The organism is Devosia sp. P1_H9, assembly GCF_056405135.1.
The window spans coordinates 71,300-96,741 of sequence record NZ_JBFUCQ010000003.1 but is presented as its reverse complement, the minus strand read 5'-3'; the positions used below and the strand labels follow the sequence as shown (position 1 = coordinate 96,741).

The 25,442-nt window shown below is 67.0% G+C and carries 26 protein-coding genes and 1 riboswitch; of the genes, 16 read left to right on the top strand and 10 right to left on the bottom strand.

Annotated features, from left to right (window positions below; genetic code table 11):
- Positions 1-83 precede the first annotated feature (83 nt).
- On the bottom strand, positions 84-524 hold the full coding sequence (locus tag AC1DYL_RS06605) for an ester cyclase (RefSeq protein WP_477151002.1): 441 nt from the start codon (positions 522-524) through the stop codon (positions 84-86).
- Between the two features lie 187 nt (positions 525-711).
- On the opposite strand from AC1DYL_RS06605, the gene AC1DYL_RS06600 reads away from it, so the two are divergent.
- The gene (locus AC1DYL_RS06600; protein ID WP_477172503.1) at positions 712-2,940 is read left to right on the top strand and encodes a putative bifunctional diguanylate cyclase/phosphodiesterase; all 2,229 of its coding nucleotides are present in this window, start codon (positions 712-714) and stop codon (positions 2,938-2,940) included.
- Positions 2,941-2,943: 3 nt separating this feature from the next.
- Here AC1DYL_RS06600 and AC1DYL_RS06595 read toward each other — a convergent pair whose 3' ends face one another.
- From AC1DYL_RS06595 to AC1DYL_RS06585, 3 genes are all read right to left on the bottom strand, one after another.
- Positions 2,944-3,381, bottom strand: a complete 438-nt coding sequence (locus tag AC1DYL_RS06595; protein ID WP_477151004.1) for a Fur family transcriptional regulator — start codon at positions 3,379-3,381, stop codon at positions 2,944-2,946.
- Between the two features lie 3 nt (positions 3,382-3,384).
- Entirely contained in the window at positions 3,385-4,194 is an 810-nt protein-coding gene (locus tag AC1DYL_RS06590) for a metal ABC transporter permease (protein WP_477172502.1), read from the bottom strand.
- Positions 4,195-4,295: 101 nt separating this feature from the next.
- Entirely contained in the window at positions 4,296-5,120 is an 825-nt protein-coding gene (locus tag AC1DYL_RS06585) for an ATP-binding cassette domain-containing protein (protein WP_477172790.1), read from the bottom strand.
- Between the two features lie 119 nt (positions 5,121-5,239).
- Between AC1DYL_RS06585 and AC1DYL_RS06580 the strand changes: the two genes are divergently transcribed.
- Positions 5,240-6,172: a zinc ABC transporter substrate-binding protein gene (locus AC1DYL_RS06580; protein ID WP_477172501.1), complete on the top strand. Its 933-nt coding sequence runs from the start codon at positions 5,240-5,242 to the stop codon at positions 6,170-6,172.
- A gap of 68 nt (positions 6,173-6,240) precedes the next feature.
- Entirely contained in the window at positions 6,241-7,149 is a 909-nt protein-coding gene (locus tag AC1DYL_RS06575; protein WP_477172500.1) for an NAD(P)/FAD-dependent oxidoreductase, read from the top strand.
- Here the strand turns inward: AC1DYL_RS06575 and AC1DYL_RS06570 are convergent.
- Positions 7,124-7,480 (bottom strand): DMT family protein, encoded by a 357-nt coding sequence (locus AC1DYL_RS06570; RefSeq protein ID WP_477151008.1) that lies wholly within the window; start codon positions 7,478-7,480, stop codon positions 7,124-7,126. The two genes, AC1DYL_RS06575 and AC1DYL_RS06570, sit on opposite strands and share 26 nt — an antisense overlap.
- Before the next feature lie 120 nt (positions 7,481-7,600).
- On the opposite strand from AC1DYL_RS06570, the gene AC1DYL_RS06565 reads away from it, so the two are divergent.
- From AC1DYL_RS06565 to cobO, 6 genes are all read left to right on the top strand, one after another.
- The gene (locus AC1DYL_RS06565) at positions 7,601-8,200 is read left to right on the top strand and encodes a hypothetical protein (RefSeq protein ID WP_477172499.1); all 600 of its coding nucleotides are present in this window, start codon (positions 7,601-7,603) and stop codon (positions 8,198-8,200) included.
- A 20-nt stretch (positions 8,201-8,220) separates the two neighbouring features.
- Positions 8,221-8,439, top strand: a riboswitch (cobalamin riboswitch).
- Between the two features lie 35 nt (positions 8,440-8,474).
- Positions 8,475-8,657, top strand: a complete 183-nt coding sequence (locus AC1DYL_RS06560) for a CbtB domain-containing protein (RefSeq protein ID WP_477151010.1) — start codon at positions 8,475-8,477, stop codon at positions 8,655-8,657.
- Between the two features lie 24 nt (positions 8,658-8,681).
- Positions 8,682-9,446 carry a CbtA family protein gene (locus tag AC1DYL_RS06555; protein WP_477172498.1) on the top strand — a complete coding sequence of 255 codons (765 nt, stop codon included), beginning with the start codon at positions 8,682-8,684 and terminating at the stop codon, positions 9,444-9,446.
- Positions 9,443-10,495, top strand: a complete 1,053-nt coding sequence (gene cobW, locus AC1DYL_RS06550; RefSeq protein ID WP_477172497.1) for a cobalamin biosynthesis protein CobW — start codon at positions 9,443-9,445, stop codon at positions 10,493-10,495. The genes AC1DYL_RS06555 and cobW overlap by 4 nt, the downstream gene beginning before the upstream one ends.
- Positions 10,495-14,313 (top strand): cobaltochelatase subunit CobN, encoded by a 3,819-nt coding sequence (cobN, locus tag AC1DYL_RS06545; protein ID WP_477172496.1) that lies wholly within the window; start codon positions 10,495-10,497, stop codon positions 14,311-14,313. The genes cobW and cobN overlap by 1 nt, the downstream gene beginning before the upstream one ends.
- On the top strand, positions 14,310-14,951 hold the full coding sequence (gene cobO, locus AC1DYL_RS06540) for a cob(I)yrinic acid a,c-diamide adenosyltransferase (protein ID WP_477172495.1): 642 nt from the start codon (positions 14,310-14,312) through the stop codon (positions 14,949-14,951). The genes cobN and cobO overlap by 4 nt, the downstream gene beginning before the upstream one ends.
- 56 nt (positions 14,952-15,007) lie before the next feature.
- Here the strand turns inward: cobO and AC1DYL_RS06535 are convergent, their stop codons facing one another.
- The 5 genes from AC1DYL_RS06535 to AC1DYL_RS06515 all read right to left on the bottom strand — a co-directional run bounded on the left by AC1DYL_RS06535 (position 15,008) and on the right by AC1DYL_RS06515 (position 17,586).
- Positions 15,008-15,340, bottom strand: coding sequence for a cupin domain-containing protein (locus tag AC1DYL_RS06535; RefSeq protein ID WP_477150815.1), 333 nt, complete (start codon positions 15,338-15,340; stop codon positions 15,008-15,010).
- A complete protein-coding gene (locus tag AC1DYL_RS06530) occupies positions 15,340-15,837 on the bottom strand; it encodes a hypothetical protein (RefSeq protein ID WP_477172494.1) in 498 nt (165 codons plus the stop codon). Before AC1DYL_RS06530 ends, AC1DYL_RS06535 begins: the two co-directional genes overlap by 1 nt.
- 53 nt (positions 15,838-15,890) lie before the next feature.
- A complete protein-coding gene (locus AC1DYL_RS06525) occupies positions 15,891-16,061 on the bottom strand; it encodes a hypothetical protein (RefSeq protein ID WP_477150813.1) in 171 nt (56 codons plus the stop codon).
- Between the two features lie 133 nt (positions 16,062-16,194).
- Positions 16,195-16,365: a hypothetical protein gene (locus AC1DYL_RS06520; RefSeq protein ID WP_477150812.1), complete on the bottom strand. Its 171-nt coding sequence runs from the start codon at positions 16,363-16,365 to the stop codon at positions 16,195-16,197.
- Between the two features lie 318 nt (positions 16,366-16,683).
- On the bottom strand, positions 16,684-17,586 hold the full coding sequence (locus AC1DYL_RS06515) for a cation diffusion facilitator family transporter (protein ID WP_477172493.1): 903 nt from the start codon (positions 17,584-17,586) through the stop codon (positions 16,684-16,686).
- A 250-nt stretch (positions 17,587-17,836) separates the two neighbouring features.
- Here AC1DYL_RS06515 and AC1DYL_RS06510 point away from each other — a divergent pair, with 250 nt between their 5' ends.
- The 7 genes from AC1DYL_RS06510 to cobM are packed head-to-tail and all read left to right on the top strand — an operon-like array spanning position 17,837 to position 25,324.
- Complete coding sequence (locus AC1DYL_RS06510) at positions 17,837-19,126, top strand: sirohydrochlorin chelatase (protein WP_477172492.1); 1,290 nt, start codon at positions 17,837-17,839, stop codon at positions 19,124-19,126.
- Entirely contained in the window at positions 19,126-20,082 is a 957-nt protein-coding gene (locus tag AC1DYL_RS06505; RefSeq protein WP_477172491.1) for a hypothetical protein, read from the top strand. Before AC1DYL_RS06510 ends, AC1DYL_RS06505 begins: the two co-directional genes overlap by 1 nt.
- A complete protein-coding gene (locus tag AC1DYL_RS06500) occupies positions 20,079-20,702 on the top strand; it encodes a precorrin-8X methylmutase (RefSeq protein ID WP_477172490.1) in 624 nt (207 codons plus the stop codon). The genes AC1DYL_RS06505 and AC1DYL_RS06500 overlap by 4 nt, the downstream gene beginning before the upstream one ends.
- On the top strand, positions 20,699-22,054 hold the full coding sequence (gene cbiE, locus AC1DYL_RS06495; protein ID WP_477172489.1) for a precorrin-6y C5,15-methyltransferase (decarboxylating) subunit CbiE: 1,356 nt from the start codon (positions 20,699-20,701) through the stop codon (positions 22,052-22,054). Before AC1DYL_RS06500 ends, cbiE begins: the two co-directional genes overlap by 4 nt.
- Entirely contained in the window at positions 22,051-22,773 is a 723-nt protein-coding gene (gene cobI / locus AC1DYL_RS06490; RefSeq protein ID WP_477172488.1) for a precorrin-2 C(20)-methyltransferase, read from the top strand. Before cbiE ends, cobI begins: the two co-directional genes overlap by 4 nt.
- Entirely contained in the window at positions 22,770-24,545 is a 1,776-nt protein-coding gene (locus AC1DYL_RS06485) for a cobalamin biosynthesis protein (RefSeq protein ID WP_477172487.1), read from the top strand. Before cobI ends, AC1DYL_RS06485 begins: the two co-directional genes overlap by 4 nt.
- The gene (gene cobM / locus AC1DYL_RS06480) at positions 24,542-25,324 is read left to right on the top strand and encodes a precorrin-4 C(11)-methyltransferase (protein ID WP_477172486.1); all 783 of its coding nucleotides are present in this window, start codon (positions 24,542-24,544) and stop codon (positions 25,322-25,324) included. The genes AC1DYL_RS06485 and cobM overlap by 4 nt, the downstream gene beginning before the upstream one ends.
- Positions 25,325-25,442 lie beyond the last annotated feature (118 nt).

The following is a 25,442-nucleotide window of genomic DNA, read 5'->3' as shown; positions in this document are numbered from 1 at the left end:
GGGGGCCATCGGGGATCACGGAACGGCTCCCTCCCTCGCTCCCTACCCTCAAGGGGGAGGGAGGCGACGGCTGAGGGACCGCCTCAGTGCGTCGCCGTGCTGGGCATCATGCCCATCTGCATCATCAAGCCAGCGACGTCCGAGTGGGTGCGGAACTCGACGATCTTGCCATCGCGGATGCGAGCGAAATAGTCGCCGCGCCCGGTGACCTTCTTCTGCGTCGGCGGGATCGATTGGCCACCCATGTTCATCGGGCCGGTATTGGTACCGACAAACTCGAGTTCGCTCGCCACGGCGTCGTCGCCAACGACCTGGTTGATGCGCCTCGTGTGCAGGTCGGGAAACGCGGTCATCCAGGCGTCGAAGAAGGCCTTGGCCGCCTGTTTGTCGCGGATTGGCTGGGGCGTCGCCCAGTCGTACCAGACGAAGTCGTCCGCCAGCATGTTCACGAAGGCAGCGCCGTCGTGCTTGTCCCAAGCCGCGAGGCCCTGGTCGTCGATCCGTTTCAGTTCGTCCTTGGTCATGGCATCCTCCCTGTTCTGGGTGAACGCCACGCGCCCCCTCACGTGGCGCCGCAGGCGGAGCCTAGCACCGCGCCTCAGGCCCCACCAGCAGCAGGAGGGACACAGGCGTACCCGCAGCGCCGGCTTAAGCCGCTGTTAAGTGGCGACCCTTAGTTTTCGGAGATGCTTCCTACGCCGGTGTTTCTACTTGCCGAAAGCTGCCACAAGGACCCTGGCACTGGCCGCTAGCGCCCGCGGCGCCAAGAAACCTGCGCGATCGAAATCGCCGCTGCTCAATTTCACGCTCTGGATCGCGCTCCCCGCGGTCGCCGTCTATTTCGGCGTCTGCGCCCTCGTCTTCGTCGCCATGCACCTGATGAGCGAGGAGATGAACGCCATCGACTCCGATCGCGGCAACAGCGCCATCGCCGCGGCCGTCGAGTCCCTGGTGGTGGGCCTTGCCGAAAGCACTGCCGACGAGGCGACGTGGACCGAGGCGTACATCAACACCTACATCGAGCCCAATCCGGCCTGGCTCGACTCTGTGTGGGGCGCCACAGCCCGGATTTCCGACACCTACGACACCGCCATCCTCACCGATGTCGGCGGCAACATCGTCTTCGGGGAGACTAGTCGCGGCCCGGTCAAAGGCAAGCTGAGCGACCTATTCAGCGGCGCTCCACAACTGATCGAACAGCTCGAATCGGGCATCGCCAAATCCGGCGACGACGCTACCGTCGCCCACCTGTCGCGCAACGAGCGGGGAGCGGTGGCGCTGGCCGGTGCCGTGGTGCACGGCAATTCGGGCCAGGCGAGCATCCCGCGCGATCAGCGGCGGGTATTGTGGCTCGCCCGCCAGCTCGACGACATCATGCTGCGCGACGTTGCCACCCGCTTCCAGCTACCGCTGCCGCGCCTCGTCGAAGTGCCGCAGCCCGGCCACGACTCGATGGCCCTCACCGATGCTGCCGGTGCCGCCATCGCGACGATCGATTGGCCGCCCCGCCGCCCGGGCGATCCGGCCTTCGCCCACACCGCGACGGTGGCCGTGCTGGTGATGCTGATCATCGGCGTCCTGATCTTCGTGGTGCTTGCCGCCTTCCGCCATTCGATCAAGCAGCGCGCCGTGTCCGATGAGCGCGACTGGTACAACGCGCGCTACGACAGCACCACAAGGCTGCGTAACTGGTTCGGAGCCGAAGAGTATCTCGCCAGCCTCATCCCCAAAAAGCGCGGCGAGCTGCCTTTGGCCATCGCCCAGATCTATGTCGAGGGGCTCATCGACGTGGTCGGTCTCTATGGTCGCGAAGCCTCCAACCAACTGCTGCTCGCGCTCGCCAAGCGCTTCGAGGCCGTCAGCGGCGGTCAGGCGATCATGGCCCGGACCGGCCCGGCTGAGATAACGCTCGCCCGTTTCGGCGACGACGCGCTCCCCCTCATCCGCAGCTTTGCCGAGAGCATCCTGGCCAAGGCCGGCGACCCCGTGCCGGTCGGCGATCTGAAGCTGAAGATCGGCCTCAGCATCGGCATCGTCGCGGCGCCCACTACACGTGACAACGTTGGCTCGGTGATCCGGATGGCCGAGACGGCCATGGTGCGGGCCCGCGAAACCGGCGGCAACCACACCGTCGAATACGATCCGGCCATCGAGGACCAACGCCGCCGCCGCATCGAGCTGCAGGCCGATATCCGGCGTGGCCTCGAGGCCGGCGAGTTCGACCTCGAGTACCAGCCGATCATCGATTTCCGGACCCAGACCATACTCGGCGTCGAAGCGCTGATGCGCTGGAACCGTCGCGCCGCCGGCCCGATGGGGCCGGGCGAGTTCATTCCGGCCGCAGAAGCATCGGGCCTGATCGATGATCTCGGCATGTTCGCCCTGCGCCGCGCCATCGAGGAGATCGGCCCGCTCGGTGATCTCAAAATCTCGGTCAACGTCTCGCCGGCGCAGCTTCGTAACCCGACGCTGCCACAGATCGTCTTTTCGGCGCTGGAGGAGTGGGGCGTCGCCGCAACTCGCCTGCAGCTCGAAGTGACCGAGTCCTTCCTCGTCTCCCACCCCGACCGCGCCATCCAGCTCATCGAGCAGCTGCGCGGCTCAGGCATCATCATTGCCCTCGACGATTTCGGTACCGGCTACTCCTCGATCGGCTACCTGAAGCAGTTCCGCTTCGATCGCGTGAAGCTCGACCGCTCTCTGGTTGCCGACATCGACAGCGATCCGGTGCAAGCCGCCCTGGTCGAGTCCACCATGATCTACGCCTTCGCCATGAACCTCGCCGTCACTGCGGAAGGCGTCGAGCGGCGCGAAGAGGCCGCGCTGCTGTCGCGCCTCGGCTGCCGCGAGTTCCAGGGCTACCTGTTCGCCCGCCCGCTGCGTCTGGCACAGCTCGAGCGGCTGCTGCAGGGTGAGCAGGCCCTACGCGAGGCGAGCTAGTCTTCAGGCAGCTGCTTTCCGGCAATCGGCGCAGCGACCGCGCAGCTCGATCGTCGTCCGCTCCAGCGCAAACCCGGTTTCTCCGGCCCAAGCCGCGAGCCGCGCCGTTACCTCCGGATCCGCGAACTCGTCCACCCGTCCGCAATTCGAGCAGATGGCAAACGCCGCCGTGCCGCTGCTGCGCCCGTGGCAATTGGCATCCGCACAGCACACGAACGCATTGAGCGACTCCAGCCGGTGCGCCAGCCCGTGCTCGATCAGCTTCTCCAGCGCCCGGTACACCTGCAGCGGGGCCCGCAGTCCGTCGTCGCGCAGCCGGTCGAGAATGTCATAGGCCGAGAGCGGCGCGTCGGCATGGTTGAGTGTCGTCAGCACCAATTCCTGGTTGCGCGTCAGGTCGCGCGGCCGTTCGTGGTGGTGGGCTTCGTGGCTATGGGCCATGGCTCAGGCCTCCCGTCTGGCGCGCCAGAGCTGCACCGGCAGCGCGATGGAAATGAGGAACAGGCAAAGCGCCGCGACGACGATCGACGGTCCGCTCGGCGTATCGAAACGCAGCGAGCCGAACAGCCCGCCCGCCACCGCCAGCGCCCCGATCACCGCCGAGATCACCGCCATCTGCTCCGGCGTCGAGCTCAACCGGCGCGCCGTCGCCGCCGGAATGATCAGCAGCGCCGTGATCAGCAGCACGCCGACGATCTTCATCGCAATGGCGATGACGCACGCCAGCAGCAGCATTAGGATCACCCGCGTCACTTCGGGCCGCATGCCTTCGGCCTCCGCCACTTCGGCATTCACCGTCGCCGCCAGCAGCGGCCGCCACATGCCCACCAGCAACGCCAGGATCACCACGCCACCAATGGTGATCACCGCGATGTCGGTCACCGACACGGCGAGGATATCGCCGAACAGGAAGCCCATCAGGTCGACCCGGATCCAGCTCATGAACGCCACCATCACCAGCCCGATGGCCAGCGTCGAATGGCTGAGAATGCCGAGCAGCGCATCGGTGGAAAGCGCGTTGCGCCGCTGCAGCAGCAGCAGAGCCGCCGCCACTGCCACCGCCACCACGAACACCCCCAACGTCAGGTTGATGTCGAACAGGAAGCTCAGCGCCACACCCAGCAGTGCCGAGTGCGCCATGGTATCGCCAAAATATGACATCCGCCGCCAAACGATGAAGCAGCCTAGCGGCCCCGTCACCAGCGACAGCGCTATGCCGGCAACCAGCGCGCGGGTGAAGAAATCGTCAAGCATCGACGCCTCCCGCTTGCTCAGCGCTTGCAGCAACGAAGATCGATCGGGAGGGTCTCCCTCCCCCTTGCGGGGAGGGGACAGGGGTGGGGGTCCACACGCGCTTACCCATGTGAATGCCCCTCGTGCCCCTCATGCTCGTGCACATGCTCATGCGCCTCGACGATCCGCCCATCCGCCTCCTGTACCCGCCCGTCCGGCAGGTGCGTATGGTCGTGATGGTGCTGATACACCGCCAGCGCCGTCGCAGCGCGAGCCCCGAACAGGCTGAGATATTCCGGGCTGTTGGCCACCGATTCCGGTGTACCGCGGCAGCACACATGGCCATTGAGGCAGATCACCGTATCGGTCGCCGCCATCACCACATGCAGGTCGTGGCTGATCAGCAGGATGCCGCAGCCGGTCTGGTCGCGGATCTGCCCGATCAGGTCGTAGATCGCCGCCTCGCCCGAGAAATCCACCCCCTGCACCGGCTCGTCGAGCACCAGCAGGTCGGGCTTGCGGATCATCGCCCGCGCCAGCAACGTGCGCTGGAACTCGCCGCCGGACAGATGCTGCACCTCGGCATTGGCAAGATGCGCCACCCCCGTCGCCTTGAGCGCCGCGTCGATCTCCTCGCGGGGATAGCTCCCGGTCAGCGTCATCAGCCGCCGCACCGTCAGCGGCATGGTCCAGTCGATCGAGAGCTTCTGCGGCACGTAGCCGATCCGCAGTCCCGACTGCCGCGACACCGTCCCGGCATCCGCCTTCAACACCCCGGTGACCAGCTTCGCCGTCGTCGATTTGCCCGAGCCGTTGGGCCCGATCAGCGTCACGATCTCGCGCCGCCGGATCGTCAGGTCCACGCCCTCGACCAGCCAGCGCCCGTCGCGCCTGACCCCGGCACCGGCCACATCCACCAGCACCTCGTGCCCGCTCCGCGCATCCATGAAATTCACGTTTCCGTCTCTTGCTGACGTTCTACCATTACGTTATAGCGTAACACATCGAAAGCGTAATGTCATAACATATCGCGTCTCTGAACTGCGTATCCAACAGGGGTCTTCCGATGCAGAAACCGTTCCTCCTGGCGCTCGTCGCGGCGCTCAGCTGGTCACCCATGGCACTCGCCGAAGTGCCGAACGTGGTGGCCACGGTGAAGCCGCTTCACGCGCTCGTCGCGGCGGTAATGGGTGATCTCGGCACCCCCGCGCTGATCGTCAAGGGGGCCGCCTCGCCCCACACCTACAGCCTCAAGCCTTCCGACGCGCAGGCCCTGCAATCGGCCAGCCTGGTGTTCTGGACCGGCCATGGCCTCGAGCTTTTCCTCGAGGACTCGATCGCCACGCTCGCCCCCCACGCCACCAGCGTCGAGCTCAGCCAAGCCCCCGGCATCGAGCTGCTGCCGCCCCGCGAGAGCGGCACATTCGAGGAGCATGCCGACGGCGATCATGCGCACGCGGCCCAGGATCATGGTCACGGCGAAGAAGCCGACATGCACTTCTTCCTCGATCCGGCCAACGCCAAGGTGATGGTCACCGCCATCGCCGACAGCCTCGTCGCCGCCGATCCCGAGCATGCCGACACATACCGCGCCAATGCCGCGAAAGAGACCGCGGATCTCGATGCACTGATCGCCGAAACCGAGGCCCGCCTCGCGCCCATCAAGGACCGGCCCTTCGTCGTCTTCCATGACGCCTACCAGTATTTCGAGAACCGCTTTGGCCTCAACGTCGCGGGCTCGATCACAGTCAGCCCCGAGGTCTCTCCCGGCGCCGATCGCATCAATGAGATCCGCAACAAGCTCAAGACCCTCGACGCCGCCTGCGTCTTCGCCGAGCCGCAGTTCGACCCGCGGATCGTCAACGTCCTTACCGAAGGCACCACCGCCAAGCAGGGCGTGCTCGACCCCGAGGGCGCCAATCTCGACGAGGGCCCCGGCCTCTACCGCCAATTGATCGAGAACCTCGCCACCAACCTCAAGTCCTGCCTCGCGCAGTAGCGCCGAAGAAGCACCGGCGGGGAACGTCTCGCCGCCGCTGCCATTCTCCGTACCAACAGGATCGTCCCATGTACGACGTCATCATCATCGGCGGCGGCTTTGCCGGCCTTGCCGCCGCCACGCAGCTCGGTCGCGCCCGCCGCAGGGTGTTGGTGCTCGATACTGGCAAGCCGCGCAACCGTTTCGCCGCCCACTCGCACGGCTTCCTGTCGCGCGATGGCGCCGCTCCTGGTGAACTGCTCGCCGAGGCCCGCCGCCAGCTCGACACCTACAAGACCATCGAACGCCGCACCGCCGAGGCGATCTCGGCAAGCGCCGTCGACGACGGCTTTTCGCTTGAGCTCGCCTCCGGCGAACAGCTCACGGCCCGCCGCCTGATCCTCGCCCACGGTGTTACCGACAGCGTCGATACGATCCCCGGCATGGCCGCATGCTGGGGCAAGAGCGCGCTGCATTGCCCCTATTGCCACGGCTACGAAGTCGCCGACCGGCCGCTCGGACTACTGCTCCGCGAAGGCGACATCCTGCACCTCGCCCGCTTCTTCTCCGAGTGGACCAACGATCTGACGCTGTTCGCCAACGGCACCCCCGTCGATCCGACGGTACAGGCCGCATTGGCCGATATGCGGGTGAAACTGGTGGAGGAAGCGGTGGTCCGTTTCGACCACGACGACGGCATGCTGAACTCGGTGGTTACCACTGCGGAGCCAGTGCCGCTTGCGGCGATCTTCGTCCACGCCCCGATCAGCTTCTCCACCAATCTCGGCGTCGAGCTCGGCTGCGAGACCAAGGCCGGCGCAGTCGGCGATTTCTTCGTCGTCGATCACACCCAGCAGACCTCGATCCCAGGCGTCTATGCCGCAGGCGACGCCGCGCGCCCGATGCACAACATCAGCTTCGCCGTCGCTGATGGGGCAGGGGCGGGCGCTTTCGCCCACCAGTCGCTGCTGGCTACTTCAACGGTCCCCGGAAAATGAAGAACGCCCCGGCAAAGATCAGCAGAAATCCGACGGCGTGATTCCAGGTCAGCTTCTCACCAAGCACGAACACCGCAAAGCCGGCGAACACCGTGAGGCTGATCACCTCCTGGATGGTCTTCAGCTCCGCCGCCGTATAGGCGCCATAGCCGATACGGTTGGCGGGGACGGCCAGCCAGTATTCGACCAGTGCGATACCCCAGCTCACCATCACGGCGACCCACATCGCCATGCTGGGGAATTTCAGGTGCCCGTACCAGGCGACGGTCATGAAAACGTTGGAGCCGATCAGTAACAGGATCGGCATCACCGTCTGGAAGGTGAAGGGCATCGGGCACCTGCGCGAATCAATTGGGGTCAGCCCATTGATCGCCGCGCCCAGCTTCCGCCGCAAGGCCTGCCCAGACTCAACGCGGTCCGCTAGAATCGACGGATCAAACGGAGGTCGACCATGCGCTCCCTCATGCTGTTCCCGCTGCTGCTGCTCGCCGCTCCAGCCATGGCCGCCGACATCGCCTGCGACGGCCCATTCGCCGGCGACAGCTCCGAAGCACGTCTGATCGAGACCTTCGGCAAGGATAACGTAGTGACCGGCGACGTCCCCGGTCCCGAAGGCTCCACCGTACTCGCCACCACGGTCTTTCCGAACGATCCCGCCAAGACCATCGAGTTCGGCTGGTGGGACGAGGAAAAGCACGAGCGCGTCGCCTATTTCACCGTCCCGCCCGGTGACACTGCGCCGGGCGGCCTGAAGCAGGGCCTCACGGTCAAGGAAGTCGAAGCGCTGAATGGCGGGCCGTTCCAGATGTTCGGCTTCTTCTGGGATTACGGCGGCGCTGCCATCTTCGAGGGCGGCAAGCTCGCACCTCCTGCAGGTGGCTGCATTGTCTCGGCCCGCTTCGCCGTCGGCGACTACCCGGCCGACCTCAACGTCGATGCCATCTCCGGCGATATGCAGATCTCGTCCACCGAGCCGCTGCTCGAAAAGGTCGATGCGCGCGTCGACACGGTCACCGTCGGCTATCCCGATTCCGCCGCGGCCGAAGATTGACCGCGACCCCTCCCGCGGCGTAACGATAGCCCCACGTTGGTTCCTCGGACCCGTTCGGGCGAGGGGATCAAAAGGGAACACGGTGCGGCGTACCCATCAGGGACCAAATCCGTGGCTGCCCCCGCAACTGTAAGCGGCGAGTGCCCTCCGACTGTGCCACTGATGCCACGAGGTGTCGGGAAGGCCGGAGAACACGACGACCCGTGAGCCAGGAGACCTGCCAGCGTGCAACCGGGGACTCCCCCCTTTTCATCCGCACGGAGGGTGCAGGCATATGAATACTCAGGTCCAGACGGCGTCCGTCGCCAGTCTCTCTGTCTCGCAGCGCGTCATCGCAGGTGTGCTGGCATTGTTTATCGGCTTCGTCCTCGTCGGCGGCGTCGGCTTTGCCAGCGACATGGCCATCCACAATGGTGCGCACGACACGCGTCATTCGCTCGGCTTCCCCTGCCACTGACGCCGTCAAGCAAACGAGACATCGATGAAACTCTTCCAGCGAATCTTCTTCGCTGCGGTCCTTGCTGGACTCGCAGCCGGCTTGGCCATGAGCGCCGTGCAGCAGTGGCGCGTCGTGCCGCTGATCCTCGCCGCCGAGGTCTATGAAAACGCCGCTCCTGCCGAGGCTGCCGCCGAACACACCCACGACGCCGCCACCCCGGCGCACTCGCACGAGGAAGCCGCCCCCGCCCACGAGCACGACGAAGACGCCTGGGCTCCTCAGGGTGGGGCTGAGCGCATCTTTTACACAGTGCTCGCCAACCTCCTCGGCTGCATCGGCTTCGCCTTCCTCCTCGCTGCCGTCTCTGTCCTCTCCGGCATCGAGATCACCGCCCGCAACGGCGTGATCTGGGGCCTCGGCGGCTTCGTCGCGCTGCAGCTCGCCCCGGCCTTCGGCCTGCCGCCCGAACTCCCTGGCATGCCCGCCGCCGATCTCGTCGCCCGCCAGGTCTGGTGGGTCGGCACCGCCATCGCCACCGGCGCCGGCATGCTGGCCATCGCCAAGCTCCGCAACTGGACCGGCATCGTCATCGCCGCCGCGCTGATCCTCGCCCCGCACGTCATCGGCGCCCCCCAGCTCGCCGGCGAACACGCCACCACCGTGCCCGCCAACCTCGCGACCAGCTTCGCCGCCACCACCCTCGCCACCGGCGCGCTGTTCTGGCTGACCGTCGGCCCGCTGCACGGCTGGCTCAACGAGCGCTTCGCCAAGTCCCCCGCCTTTGCCCTGAAGGGTGCCCACGCATGAGCAAGATTCCCGTCACCGTCATCACTGGCTTCCTCGGCGCCGGCAAGACCACGCTCGTCCGGCACCTGCTCGCCCACGCCAAGGGCAAGCGCATCGCGTTGATCATCAACGAGTTCGGCGAACTCGGCGTCGATAAGGAAATCCTCGCCGGTTGCGGCGACGAGACCTGCCGCGAGGAGGACATGATCGAGCTCAGCAATGGCTGCATCTGCTGCACCGTCGCCGACGAGTTTATCCCCACCATGCAGGCGCTGCTCGAGCGCGAGGATCGCCCCGACCATATCGTCATCGAGACCTCCGGCCTCGCGCTGCCGCAGCCGCTGATCCGCGCCTTCAACTGGCCCGAGATCAAGTCCGAGGTCACCATCGATGGCATCGTCACGGTCGCCGACGCCGCGGCGCTCGCCGAAGGCCGCTTCGCCAACGACGAAGCCGCCGTCGATGCGCTCCGCTCCGCCGACGCCATGCTCGACCATGAAACCCCGCTCGGCGAATTGTTCGAGGATCAGCTTGTCGCCGCCGACCTGATCATCCTCAACAAGGCCGATCTCGTCACCGACGCCAATCTCGACACCATCGAGACCCACCTCCGCGCCGAAATGCGCCCGGGCACCGGCATCGTCCGTGCCCGCAACGGCCATGTCGATGTCGCGGCCCTGCTCGGCATGGGTCTTTCGACCGAGGACAATCTCGCCGGCCGCGAGAGCCACCACGAGCTCGAGCACGGCGGCGAGGGCCACGAGCACGACGACTTCGACTCGTTCTCGGTCACCCTCGACGGCGTCACCAGCAAGGACCACTTGCTCGAAACCATCGAGCAGACCATCCGCACCCACGACGTCCTCCGCCTCAAGGGCTTCGCCGCACTCCCCGGCGCCGCGGCCCGCCTCGCCATCCAGGCGGTCGGCCCCCGCGTCACGGCCTATTTCGACCGGCCGTGGAAGCCCGACGAGGCCCGCCAGACCGCGCTGGTGGTGATCGGCGAGTCGCCGCTCGATCACGCCGCCATCACCGCAAGCCTCCAGCAGGCGGTGGCGGCCGCCGCCTGATGCACCTCCTCGCGGCGCAAGCCGGGGCATTGCAGCAGGAGGGCGAGGCCATCGACCTCGCCCAAACGCCCGCTGCGCTCATCTTCGCCTCGGCCGCCGACAGCGAGCTGATGATGCTTGCCGCCGCGGCCGATCGCTCCGGCACCGCAGACCTGCGCCTCGCCAACCTCCTGCGCCTCAGCCACAACCTCTCCGTCGACCTGTGGCTCGACCAGACGGTGCAGCACGCCAAACTGGTCGTCGTCCGCCTCCTCGGCGGCCCGGCCTACTGGCAATACGGCGTCGACGAACTCACCGCCCTCGCCCTCAGCGGCAAGATCCAGCTGGCCCTCCTCCCCGGCGACGCCAACCCCGACCCGATCCTGCAGCAGCGCTCCACCATCCACCCCGATGACTGGACCAGACTCCACACCCTCTTCACCGCCGGCGGCCCCGAAAACGCCGACGCACTCCTCGCGGCTTTCGCACAGCTAGCGCAGTCGTCTCCCTCCCCCTCGCGGGGAGGGATCAAGGGTGGGGGGCGCCCGGCGCTCGACGCTAATGTCACCCCCAAACCCTTCCACCGCTTCGGCCTCTGGCACCCCGCCCATGGCATGGTCGACGCGCTCCTCGCCTCGGCCAACCCGAACATCCCCATCCTCTTCTACCGCGCCGCCCTCGAAGGCGCCGGCACCGCCACCCTCGAAGCCCTGATCGCAGAACTCGGAGCCCAATCGCTCAACCCCGTCCCCATCGTCGTCTCGACGCTGAAGGAAGCCGCCTGCATCCGCTTCGTTCAGTCGGCCTTCGCGGCCTACCCACCCAGCGCCATCCTCAACCTCACCGGCTTCGCCCTCGGGCTCGATGGCCTCGACGACAAGCAGAACCCCTTCGCCGGCATCGACGCCCCCGTGATCCAGCTGCTGCAGGGCGGCCGTCCGGAACCCCAATGGGCCGCCGATATCCAGGGCCTAACAGCGAAAGACCTCGCCATGCAGGTCGTCCTGCCCGAACTCGACGGCCGTATCGGCATGCCGCTCGTCGGCCACAAGCACGACGCCGTCTGGCACGAGCGCACCCAGTGCCCCCTTTCCGCCTACGCCCCCGACCCCGACGGCATCCGCCGCGCCGTCACGCTGGCGAAGAACTGGACCACCCTCCGCGCCACCCCGCGCCCCGATCGCCGCGTCGCCCTGGTCCTCGCCAACTACCCCATCCGCGACGGCCGCCTCGCCAACGGCGTCGGCTACGACGCCCCTCAGTCGACGGTGGAGATCTTGAAGGCGCTGGAAGCCGCCGGCTTCTCAGTCGGGTCACCTCCCCCCTCGCGGGGGAGGGACAGGGTGGGGGGGAGCCCCACGCTCGATCTCCCGGCCGACGGTAACACCCTCATCGACCTCCTCCAATCCGGGCCCACCAACGCCCACCCCGACCGCGGCACCGGCATCCCGTTTCCCGTGAATCGCTACCGCGAGCTCTTCGCCACGCTCCCCGCCAAGATCCAGTCCGAGGTCACCGCCCGCTGGGGTAATCCCGAAGCCGATCCCTTCGTCCGCGGTGACAATTTCCACCTCCCCGCCCTCCGCTTCGGCAGCGTCGCCATCCTCGTCCAGCCCGCCCGCGGCTACCACCTCGACGAAACCGCCAGCTACCACGATCCCGATCTCGTACCGCCGCACGGCTACCTTGCCGCCTATCTCTGGCTGCGCCACGAGTTCGCCGCCCACGCGCTTCTCCACAATGGCAAGCACGGCAACCTCGAGTGGCTCCCCGGCAAGGCCACCGCCCTCGATGCGGCGAGCTATCCCGCCGCCCTCTGGGCCGAACTCCCACAGCTCTATCCGTTCATCGTCAACGACCCCGGCGAGGGCACGCAGGCCAAGCGCCGCACCGGCGCCGTGATCATCGATCACCTGGTCCCGCCGCTCACCCGCGCCGAAACCTACGGTCCCCTCAAGGACCTCGAAGCCCTGCTGGACGAGTACTACGCCGCCTCCGGCATCGACCGCCGCCGCCTCGCCGGCCTGCGCAAACGCATCCTCGACTTCACGCGTGATGCCCGCCTCGATCGCGACATCGGCCTCGTCCCCGACGAGTTCGAAACGCTCAAACGCATCGACACCTTCCTCTGCGACCTGAAGGAAGCCCAGATCCGCGACGGCCTCCACATCTTCGGCCAGTCCCCCACCGGCCGCCTCGAGCGCGACCTCATCGTCGCCCTCGCCCGCGTCCCCCGCGGCGACACCCCCGGCGAAGCCTCCCTCATCCGAGCCTTGGCCGACGACCTCAAACTCGCCTTCGATCCGCTAACCGCCGATCTTGGCGCCCCCTGGACCGGCCCCCGATCTCTCCTTGATCCTCCCCCGCGGGGCGGGGGAGGGGGACCAGCGAAGCTGGTGGAGGGGGCGACCCCACGCACGGTCGGCGACGTCGTCGAATACCTGGAAGCGCTAGCGGCAGAGTTGGTCGAGGGCAGGGCCCCTGACGCCGATTGGCAAGCGACAAAGGCCGTTCTGGAAACGGTGGAGCACACCATCCGCCCCCGCCTCGCCGCCTCCGGCCCGAACGAACTCGCCTCCCTCCTCCTCGGCCTCGACGGCAAATTCATCGCCCCCGGCCCGTCTGGCGCCCCCTCGCGCGGCCGCCTCGACGTGCTCCCCACCGGCCGCAATTTCTACTCCGTCGATATCCGCGCCGTGCCCACCCCCACCGCCTGGGAACTCGGCCGCAAATCCGCGGAGAACCTACTCACCCGCCACTTCCAGGACCACGGCCACCCGCTCCGCTCCCTCGCCCTCTCGGTCTGGGGCACCGCCAACATGCGCACCGGCGGCGACGATATCGCCCAAGCCCTCGCCTTCATCGGCGCGAGACCCGTATGGGACCCGTCCTCGCTCCGCATCTCCGGCTACGAAATCATCCCGCTGGCAAGGCTCGGCCGCCCCCGCGTCGATGTCACCCTCCGCATCTCCGGCTTCTTCCGCGATGCCTTCCCAGCCCAGATCGCGCTGTTCGACAAGGCCGTCCGCGCCATCGGTGCCCTCGACGAGCCCGAGGACCAGAACCCCATCGCCGCCCGCATGCGCACCGATGCGTTGGCCCTGATGAGCGCCGGCGCCGACGATCGCGCCGCCGCCCTCGGCGCTGGCCACCGCATCTTCGGTTCGAAACCCGGCGCCTATGGCGCGGGGCTTCAGGGCCTGATGGATTCCGGCAACTGGGAGACCAAGGCCAACCTCGCCGAGGCCTTCCTCAATTGGGGCCAGTACGCCTACGGCGCCAACGCCGATGGCACCCCGGAGCGCGACCGCTTCTCTGCTCGCCTCTCCGACATCGAAGCCGTGGTCCACAACCAGGATAACCGCGAGCATGACCTGCTCGACAGCGACGACTACTACCAGTTCGAGGGCGGCCTCGCCGTCACCGCCGAAACCCTCACCGGCCGCGCCCCCGCCGCCTACCACAACGACCACTCCCGTCCCGACCGCCCGTTGGCCCGCACGCTGTCCGAGGAGATTTCGAAGGTCGTCCGCTCCCGCGTCGTGAACCCCAAATGGATCGATGGCGTGAAACGCCACGGCTACAAGGGCGCCTTCGAGATCATCGCCACGGTCGACTACATGTTCGCCTTCGCCGCCACCACCGGTGCGGTGAAGACCCACCATTTCGACCTCGCGTTCGAAGCCTTCGTCGAAGACGACGCGACGCGTACTTTCATCCAGCAGAACAACCGCTTCGGCTATGACGAGTTGATCGAAAAGTTCAACGAAGCCCGCCGCCGCGGCTTCTGGACACCCAGGTCCAATTCCGCCTACGCCTTCCTCGAGGAGTCCAAATGACCGACCGCGCCCCCAAGAAGACCGACCTGATGAGCGAAGCCGAGCGCGACGCCTATCACGCCGAAAAGATGCGCAAGAAGAAGGAGGCCCGGAACAAGATCCTCGCCACCAAGACCGAGGAGCGCGGCCTGCTCATCGTCCACACCGGCAAGGGCAAGGGCAAATCCACCGCCGCCTTCGGCATGGTGTTCCGCGCCATCGGCCACGGCTTCAAGGTCGGGGTGGTGCAGTTCGTCAAGGGTGCCTGGTCCACCGGCGAGCGCGACGTGCTCGATAAGTTCCCCGACCAGGTCACCATCAGGGCGATGGGCGAGGGCTTCACCTGGGACACCCAGGACCGCCAGCGCGACCTCGCCGCCGCCCGCGGCGCCTGGGAGATGGCCAAGGAACTCATTGCCGACGAGAGCTACAAGCTCATCCTGCTCGACGAGCTCAACATCGTGCTGCGCTACGATTATGTGCCGCTCGACGAAGTGCTCGAGGTCCTGCGCAACAAGCCGCGCGACACCCACGTCATCGTCACCGGCCGCAATGCCAAGGACGAAATCATCGAATTAGCTGACCTTGTCACCGAAATGACGGAGATCAAGCACCCGTTCCGTGCGGGCGTGAAGGCACAGGCGGGGATCGAGTTTTAGGAGGCGCGCCCTAAGCTCCGAAACGTCCACCCCGGTGGATGGGCAAACCAGCCCGCTCACTCCAGCCACCGCGTCTCAAACTTCGGGCTCGCATGAATGTGCAGGCTCTTCATCGGCCCGAGCGTCCGGAACTTGTGCGGGGTGTTCGCCGGCACCACCAGAATCTGCCCCGGCCCGGCCTCGATCTCCTCGTCCCCCACCGTGAACACCGCGCGCCCCTCCTCGATGATGAACGTCTCGGGGTAGGGATGCGTATGCAGCCGCGGACCGTTGCCCGCCTCGACGCTGTCGTGAAGGATCAGCGTCACATTGGCGTCGCCCCCTTCCCACTCGCCGGAGCGGCGCGTCGGATGCACCGCCCAGTCCTCGCGCTGGTAAACCCGCACCATCAGCACCCTCCCTCAAGGCTCTGCACCAACCGATCCACCACCGGACCGAGCGCACCGATGTCGACCGCCGAGTATTCCAGCCGAAACGCCGCATATTGCCCGTCGCACAACGCGATCATCCGCTGGTACAGCACGCGCTGGCCCTGCGTGCCGGAGTAACTGGCCCAGCTCGGCGTCACCGCCTCATATGTGATGGTCCAGCCATCCCCGATCGCGAACGCCTTCGCTGCAGCGACCGCGCTTTCAAAACTGTCCTCGGTGATATTGCCACCCCACACCAGCAGCTTTCTGGCGCCATCGCGGAAGGCGCGGCCATCACCGTTGTCCGCCTCCTTGCCCCACTCGAACCCCGGCGGCACGTCGATCGCGTAGCCGAAGCGGGCGTTGCCATAGGTCTCCCACCCAGCGGCAAGCGCCGGGGCAGCGAGGGCGATAAGTATGAAACAAATCAGAGCGCGCATGGCGGCGAGGATTGCCCGCCATGCGCTTGCCTGCAACTTCAAACCCCAAGTGCTTTCGCCGTTTGATGAAACGGCGAAATGCCGGGGCGTCAGGCCCCCTTCATCATCACCGCTGCGGCGAGAATGATGAAGGCAACGATCAGAATCCAGAACGCGTAGGCACTGACGAAAGGTATCGCGACGATTGCCCCCAGCAACGCGATAACCGCGATGACGACGGCGACGATGAACATGGTCTGGCTAGGCGCATTGAGAGTCATAGAAGACCTCCTGGGTCATGCACACGAGCAGAAGCTTAGGCGCGCCGCTGAATCGCAGCCATGCCGCGAAGGCGGCTTTGCACAAGTTGTGCGGCGCGCAGCCGCCATGGTTGCGCGCCGTTGCACCAGCGTATCAGGCGGTTTTCACCAGCACTGCGACGGCGAGCACGACGAACGCGATCACCATCAGCCAGAATGCCCAACCCACGATCGCGCCGAGCACGCCGAAATAGGCGAGCACGCCGACAATCGCGAGGAGCAGCGCCAGCAGGTACATCACCATGTTGGGAGCATTGAGAGCCATCTTAGCCTCCATGTGCCAAGATGCAGAGCCCGCGGATCGAGCCCGCATCGGCTGCTGAATATGTAGGAATGCGCCCAACCGGCTGCAATAGTTTGAAGTACTTAGGCTTTCACGGGCTCTGCTGGTGCGAAGCGCCGACGGTAGCGCCTCCTTCCTGACGCAGGTGTTTTGGTCTCCCTCCCCCTTGCGGGCTTCGAGCCGGCCGAAGGTAAAATCGCTCCAGTGGAGCGATTTTAGGGGAGAAGGCCATGAGAGCTATGCTCGAATGGCTTGGACAGGGGGTGGGGGCGGCTCGCACCAGCTCATCGGTGCGCCCCCTCAGACCACCACGATCCCCGAGTGCTTCGCCTTGTTCTCCGGCTCGACATGGATGGTGATCTGCGCCCGCTCCACGGTCTCGCGCAGCTTCGCCTCGATTCCGTCGCAGATCGAGTGCGCCGCCTCGACGCTCATCGCGCCGGGCACCACGAGGTGGAAATCGATGAACGTCATCTTTCCCGCCTGCCGGGTGCGGATGTCATGCGCCTCGATCGCCCCCTCGGCATTGGCGGAAATGATCTCGCGGATCTGGTTGAGTAGCTTGGGCTCCACCGCCACGTCCATCAGCCCGATGACGCTCTGCTTGATCAGCTCCCAGCCCGACCAAAGGATCGCGACGCCGACCAGCGCCGCGAGGATAGCGTCGAGCTGCACCCAGCCGGTCGCCGCCGCCAGCGCCACGCCGATCAGCACGCCCAGCGTCGACACCACGTCGGTCCACAGGTGCCGTCCATCCGCCACCAGGGCCGGCGAGCCTTCCTGCCGCCCCCATCGCATCAGCCAGAACGCCCACCCGGCATTGATCGCCGTGGCCAGCAGGCTCATGCTCAGCCCCAGCGGATCGAGCTCGAACGGGCGCGGATGGATGAAGCCGAAATACGCCTCGCGGAAAATCAGCAGCGCCGCGACCGCGATGAAGATGCCGATCACCACGGCCGAGAAGTACTCGGCCTTGTAGTACCCATAGGGCAGCGACGCATCCGCCGGACGTGCCGACAGCCGTACCGCGATCAGCGCCACCACCGAAGTGACGAGGTTGACCACGCTCTCGAGCGCATCCGAATAGAGCGCGATCGAGCCGGTTGACCATGCCGCAAAGCCCTTCAACGCCAGCACCAGGATGCCGATGGCGAGGCTGCCATAGGCGACACGGACGGCGAGGTTGGAAGAGCTGTTGGCCATCAACGGCCAATAGACGAGCCGCCTCGCCCTGACAAGCTGCTGTATTTGCAAGTGATTTTCAGAAGCGTTCGCGGGTGATGGGGGAATCGTTTGACCCCTCATGGCCCCCTCACTACAACCCCTTGATAGCGCAGCGTTCCTTGATGGACTGAAACTCACGCTCGGTGCGGTCGACCCAAATCGGGGACCAAATCCGGGGCTGCTGGTTGGTCGAAAGCGAACTCTGCCTTTGTGATAAACAGAGGCGAGAATGGAAAAATCCCTGATCCTGCCGGCTGAGACCGGAATCATGCTGTGCGGCCATGGCAGCCGCAACCAGCTCGCCGTCGGCGAGTTCGCCGTGCTGGCCGAGCGCCTGCGCGAGCGGCTACCGGGCGTCCCGGTCGAATACGGCTACCTCGAATTCGCCAACCCGGTGATCCACCAGGGCCTCGACAAGCTCCGCGCCGCCGGCGTCAAGCGGGTCCTCGCCGTCCCAGGCATGCTGTTCGCCGCTGGCCACGCCAAGAACGATATCCCCTCGGTGCTCAACACCTATGCCGCCGGCAAACCGGTTGAGATCACTTACGGCCGCGAGCTCGGCGTCGATCTCAAGATGCTGCGCGCCGCCGGCGATCGCATCCAGGAAGCCATCGACGCTTCCCCCAACGACGTCCCGCGCCACGAAACCCTGCTGGTCGTCGTCGGCCGCGGCGCTTCCGATCCCGATGCCAATTCCAACGTCGCCAAGGTCATGCGCCTGCTCTGGGAAGGCATGGGCTTCGGCTGGGGCGAGATCGCCTATTCCGGCGTCACGTTCCCGCTCGTCGCCCCGGCCCTCGATCATGCGGTGAAGCTCGGCTACCGCCGCATCATCGTCTTCCCGTACTTCCTGTTCACCGGCGTGCTGGTCAAGCGCATCTACGACGCGGCCAACGAAGCCGCCGCCAAATACCCGCACATCGAATTCCTCAACGCGCCCTACCTCAACGATCACCCGTTGGTGGTCGAGACCTTCGTCGATCGCATCCAGGAGATGCTGGTCGGGCAGAACCTGATGAACTGCGCCATGTGCAAATACCGCGAGCAGGTGCTGGGCTTCGAAGCCGAAGTCGGCCTCGCGCAGGAAAGCCACCACCACCACGTCGAAGGCATCGGCGGCGGCCTCGAGAACTGCCCCTGCAAGGGCGATTGCGACAGCTCCTGCCGCGACGAAGCCTTCTGCCTCAAGCACGGCCTGCCGTGGACACCGCTCCCCAGCCATGATCATGGGCATGACCACAACCACGATCACGCCCACCCGCATGCGCACCCACACACCCACGCGCCGGCCCAACACGCCCTCGTCGCCAGCCCTGCTTTCCCGGTGATCCGCCTGGGCGGCAGCCACGATCACGGCTACCCGGAGGATCACGGCCATCACCACGGCGACGGCCCCCATCACCACCACGATCACGCCGATCATCACCACCACCCCTATCCCCACGCCGACCATCCGCTTGGCCCGCTGACCCTCCCCAAGATCCCCGGCCGCCTCGCCCGCGAGGACCAGGAGAGCTAATGCCGCTCTTCGATCGCTACATCGCGGTGGATTGGTCGGCGGCGAACACCCCGAAGCGCGGCAAGGACTCAATCTGGATCGGTGAACTCGGCTCTGAGGGCAGGGTACCGAGCGAGAATCCGCCAACCCGTCACGACGCGATGGTCACCATCGCCAGCCGTCTGCTCAGCGCCCGCCAGCGCGGCCAGCGCATCATGCTCGGCCTCGACTTCGTCTTCGGCTACCCCCGCGGCGCTGCGGCAGCCATCGCGCGAGCCACCAGCCTCTCAGACACCTCCCCCCTTGCGAGGGAGGATGGGTGGGGGGGCGATGAGCCCCGATGGCTGCAGTTGTGGTCAACGCTCCACCGCCTTGTGGTGGACGCCCCTGACAACCGCTCCAACCGCTTCCACCTCGCCGAAGCCATCAACCTCCGCCTCGCCGACGGCCCGCACTTCTGGGGCCACCCGCACCAGCACAGCTACCCCGGCCTAACCCCCAGGCGCCCCGCCACCGCCTACGCCAACATCCCCGAACGCCGCCTCGCCGAGCGCTATGTCCGCAGCGCCCAGCCGGTCTGGAAACTTACCGGCGTCGGCTCCGTCGGCAGCCAGGCCATGCTCGGCATCGCCCGCCTCGAAGCCCTCCGCACCGACCCGCGCTTCGCCGCCGACATCGCCGTCTGGCCATTCGAAACCGCCTTCGCCGACAATCTAGCCAAGCCCATCACCATCGTCGAAATCTACCCCTCGCTGTTCCCGGTCACCGATGCCGACGGCCTGCCGCGCGACCGCGCCCAGGTCGAAGTCACCACCAGCCGCTTCGCCGAACTCGACCGCGCCGGCCTCCTCGCCACGGTCCTCAGCCCGCCACCCGTGCTGGCCGCCGATGAGCGCGCCATCCTCCTCGCCGAGGAAGGCTGGATCGCCGGCGCTGGCCACGAAGCGCTGCTCGCCGAGCTGCGGAGCGCCGCATGAGCTACCTCCGCGACCCCGACGCCATCTACATCAAGAGCTTCGCCACCATCGCAGCCGAAGCCGACCTCTCCTCGCTGCCGCCCGAACTCCACCCCGCCGCCATCCGCATGATCCACGCCTGCGGCATGGTCGACCTCGCCGCCGACATCGTCGGCGATCCCTCCGTCGTCGCTGCCGCGCGCCACGCCCTCAACTCCGCCGCCCCAGTCCTCTGCGACTGCGAAATGGTTCGCTCCGGCATCATCCGCCGCCACCTTGCGGAGACCACCGAGCTCGTCCTCACCCTCAACGATCCGTCCGTCCCGGCTCTCGCCAAATCCCTCGGCACCACCCGGTCCGCTGCCGCCGTCGAACTCTGGCGCCCCCGTCTCGAAGGCGCCGTCGTCCTCATCGGCAACGCCCCCACCGCCCTGTTCCACCTCATCGGACTGATCGAAGCAGGCGGCCCGCGCCCCGCCGCCATCATCGCCGCGCCGGTCGGTTTCGTGGGGGCGGCTGAAAGCAAGGCCTTGCTCGCGACCAGCGCGCTTTCTATTCCATTCCTCACGGTGCGCGGTCGCCGCGGTGGCTCGGCCATCGCCAGCGCCGCCTTCAACGCCATTTCGAAAGACCTCGCATGACCGCCTGGCTGCACATCATCGGGGTAGGGGAGCGCGGCCCGGGCGAGCTGCCGGCGTCCTACAAGCTGCTGCTCAACTACGCCGACACCGTCATCGGCCCCGCCCGCTTCCTGGCCGATCTCGAGCCGATCACCCGTCCCAATGCCAGCGCCGATCTGTTCAATCCCGAGTTCGTCACCAAGCGCAGCTTCGAGGCTGTGGCCCGCGCGCTCTCCGGCGAGGAACCCGATCACTCGCCTGCCTCTTCCTATGCCGATGGCCGCACCCTGATCGAATGGGAGCCGCCGCTCGAAACCATGATCGAGCAAGTGATGGCGCTGCGCGAAACCCCGACCGTCATCCTCGCCTCCGGCGATCCGATGTGGTTCGGCATCGGCGCGACGCTGACGCGCTACCTGCTGCCGTCCGAGTTCGTCATCCACGCCCACCCCTCGGCCTTCCAGCTCGCCGCGGCGCGCCTCCACTGGCCGCTGCAATCGGTCTCGGCCATCTCGCTGCATGGCCGCGCCGTCGAAACGCTGCATCCGCACCTCGTCCCCGGCAACCGCATCCTCGCGCTCACCGCCGATCACACCACCGTCGATCTCGCCATCGAGCTCCTGGTCGATCGTGGCTATGGCCGCAGCCTCGTCACCACGCTCGAAAACCTCGGCGGCCCTGAGGAGAAGATCACCTCCGACGAGGCCGAGGCCTTCAACACCCGCGAAGTCGATGATTTCTACGTCCTCGCCATTGATTGCGTCCCCGATTTCACTGCCCCACTGCTGCCCCCGGTCCCCGGCCTGCCCGACGAAGTCTTCGTCAACGATGGCCAGCTGACCAAGCGCGAGATCCGCGCCGCCACCCTCGCCAAGCTCGGCCCGTTCCCCGGCGCGCTGCTGTGGGATGTCGGCGCCGGCTCGGGCTCCATCGCCATCGAGTGGATGCGCGCCGCCCGCGACGCCAAGGCCATCGCCTTCGAGCGCGAAGGCGAGCGCCTGCAGATGATCGCGCTGAACGCCGCCGCCCTCGGCGTCCCGCACCTCGAGATCGTCAGCGGCGAGGCGCCCGGCACGTTCGGGCGCACGGCCCCGCCCGACGCCATCTTCATGGGCGGCGATGTCGGCAATGATGATCTGTTCGATGCCTGCTGGAACGCGCTGAAGCCCGGCGGCCGCCTTGTCGCCAATGCCGTCACCCTCGATGCCGAGCATGCGCTCTACTCGCGCCACCTGCAGCTCGGCGGCGAACTCACCCGCATCGAAATCTCCGCGCTCGATCGCGTCGGCGGCCACCGCGCTTTCAAACCGCGCATGGCGGTCACTCAGTGGTCCGTCACCAAGGCGCTGCACGGCCTCGTGGTGACACCGTGACCGGCACCCTCCATCTCGTCGGCGTCGGCCCCGGCGATCCCGAATTGCTGACGCTGAAGGCCGCCCGCCTGCTCGCCTCCATCCCGGTCGTTGCCTACCCCACCACCGGCGAGGACGCCGCGCTCGCGCTCGAAATTGCCGGCCCGCACCTCAATCCCGCCGCCGAGCGTCTCCCCATCAGCATCCCGATGTCGGTCGAGCGCGGCCCGGCCCAGGCCGCCTATGACGCCGCTGCCGAAGCTATCCTCGCCCACCTCTGCGCCGGCCGCGATGTCGCCTGGCTCTGCGAGGGCGACCCGCTGTTTTACGGCTCCGCCATGTACCTGGTCACCCGCGTCGGCGCCCATGCCCCGGTTGCCATCGTCCCCGGCGTCACCTCGCTCACCGCCGCCGCCGCCGCCATCGGCCGCCCGCTCGCTGCCCGCAACGAAATGCTGAAGATCCTGCCCGCCCCCCTCGACGACGCCACCCTCCGCGCCGAACTCGCCGTCACCCCTGCCGCCGCCATTATCAAGGTCGGCCGCCATTTCGATCGCGTCCGCGCGCTGCTCGCCGAAACCGGCCATGCCGCTGGCGCCATCGTCGTTGAACACGCCACCATGGATCGCCAGCGCATCACCCGCCTCGCCGATTTCGCCCATGACGAGCGGCCCTACTTCTCCACCATCCTCTGCTATCGCGGCGCCGAAGCCTGGGGCAGCGGGGAGAACGCGGCATGACCACCCCCGCCATCATCATCTTCGCCGACACCGGGCTCGATACCGCCACGCGCATCGCCGAGGCGACCGGCGGCGAGATCTACACCTGCGGGCAGGGCGGTGCCGATGCGCTGAAGCTGCTGCCGCGTCTGTTTTCCGAAGGTCGCCCCATCATCGGCGTCTGCGCGGCCGGCATCCTGATCCGCCTGCTCGCCGCCAGCCTTGAGAACAAGCAGAAGGAACCGCCGGTCCTCGCCGTCTCGCTCGGCGGCGGCAGCATCGTGCCGCTGCTCGGTGGCCACCGCGGCGCCAACCGACTGGCGCGCGAGCTCGCCGATGAACTCGGCGGCCACCCCGCCATCACCACGGCGTCGGACAGCAAGTTCCTCCACAGCCTCGACGAGCCGCCCGCCGGGTGGGTGCTCGGCACCCCGCAGGATGCCAAGCCCGCCATGATGGCGCTGCTGCTGGGCGCGAAGCTCCAGATCGAAGGCGAGGCGCCGTTCCTCGCCGAGGCCGGCTATCCGGTCTCCTCGATGGGCGCGGTCAAAGTGCTGGTCACCGAACAGAAGCTGCGCATCGAGCGCGGCGTCGTCTATCACCCGAAGACTCTCGTCGCCGGTGTCGGCTGCGAGCGCGGGGCGGAAGCCGAGGAGGTCATCGCCCTCATCGATTTCGCCCTCGCCAAGCAGAACCTCGCCCCCGAAAGCCTCGCCGCCCTCGCCTCGATCGACATCAAGGCCGACGAGCCGGCGCTGCTCGAAGCCGCCCGCCACTTTAGGGTGCCGCTGCGCCTGTTCTCCGCCGCCGAACTCCTGCAGGAGCGCTACCGCCTCAAGTCTCCCTCCGACTACGTCGAGGAAACCGTCGGCACCCCCAGCGTCGCCGAAGCCTCGGCCTTGAAGGCCGGCCCGCTGGTGGTCGAAAAGCTGAAATCCGAGCGCGCCACCTGCGCCATCGGCAAGGCGCTACACCCCATCGACCCCGCAACCTTCGGTCGCCGCCCCGGCGTGCTTCATCTCGTCGGCATTGGCCCGGGCGAAGCCATCTCTCGGACCGCCGCTTCCGTCAACGCACTCGAGCAGAGCACCGACTGGGTCGGCTACGACCTGTATCTCGATCTCGTCGCCGATCTCCGCCGCGGCCAGGTCGAACACCGTTACGGGCTCGGCGAGGAAGAAACCCGCGTCCGCCACGCCCTCGAACTCGCTGCCGAAGGCAAGGTCGTGTCGCTCATCTGCTCTGGCGACGCGCAGATCTACGCCATGGCCGCGCTCGCCTACGAGCTGCTCGACGCCACCGGCCCGCGAGCCGTCTCCGACGTCGCCCGCCGCGTCAATCTCGAAACCCACCCCGGCGTCTCCGCCTTCCAGGCCGCCTCCGCCGCCGCCGGCGCGCTGATCGGCCACGACTTCTGCTGCATCTCGCTCTCGGACCTCCTCACCCCCCGCGACGACATCCTGAAACGCCTCGATGGCGCCGCCCGCGCCGATTTCGTCACCGCGCTCTACAACCCGCGCTCGCAGCGCCGCACAGACCTGATCGAGGAGACCAAGCGTATCTTCCTCGAATACCGTCCGCCCTCGACCCCGGTCATCATCGGCTCCAACCTCGGCCGCCCCACCGAGCGCGTCCGCGTCGTCGAACTCAGCGAGTTCGATCCAACCGAGATCGACATGCTCACCATCGTCATCATCGGCGCCAGCACCTCCCGCACCTTTCAGCGCGGCTCGGGTACCGTCGCCTACACGCCGCGCGGCTACGCGGCCAAGTCCGTCGAAAGCAGCAAATGACCGTCTACTTCATAGGCGCCGGCCCCGGCGCGCCCGACCTCATTACGCTGCGTGGCCAGCGCCTGATCGAGCGCTGCGAAGTCTGCCTCTATGCCGGCTCGCTCGTCCCCGCCGAAATCGTCGCCGCCGCTCCCGCTGGCGCGCTGGTCCGCGACACCGCCCCCATGCATCTCGACGAGATCATTGACGAGATCATCAAAGCCAATGACGTCGGCAAGGATGTGTCGCGCGTCCACTCCGGCGATCCGTCGATCTATGGCGCCGTCGCCGAGCAGATGCGCCGCCTCGACGCCCTCGGCATCCCCTACGAGGTCGTCCCCGGCGTTCCCGCCTTCGCCGGCGCCGCCGCCCGCATCGCCGCCGAACTGACCCTGCCGGAAATCAGTCAGACCATCATCCTCACCCGCACCTCCGGCAAGGCCTCCGCCATGCCGGAGTCGGAAAGTCTCGAAATCCTCGGGCTGTCGAAGGCGACACTCTGCATCCACCTGTCGATCCGCAATCTCGGCTACGTCGAAACCGCGCTCACCCCGAACTACGGCGCCGATTGTCCGGTGGTTATCATCTACCGCGCCACCTGGCCGGACGAGGAAGTGATTTTCACCACGCTCTCCGAGATGAAGGCCCGCGTCCGCGAGGAAAAGATCACCCGCACCGCCCTGATCCTCGTCGGCCGCGTCCTGGGCGAAACCCGCTTCCGCGAGTCAAAGCTCTACGACGAGAGCTTCGCCCACGTGCTGCGGAACGCGGGAAAGAAGAAGTCGCGGGCAGGGGCATGACCGCCGATAGGGCCGTGCGGGAAGAGCACCCCCACCCCTGTCCCCTCCCCGCAAGGGGGAGGCAGACCCTCCCTGTCAGCCGTCGCAGCCTCACGCGCGGTGCAAGTGTAAGCGTCTC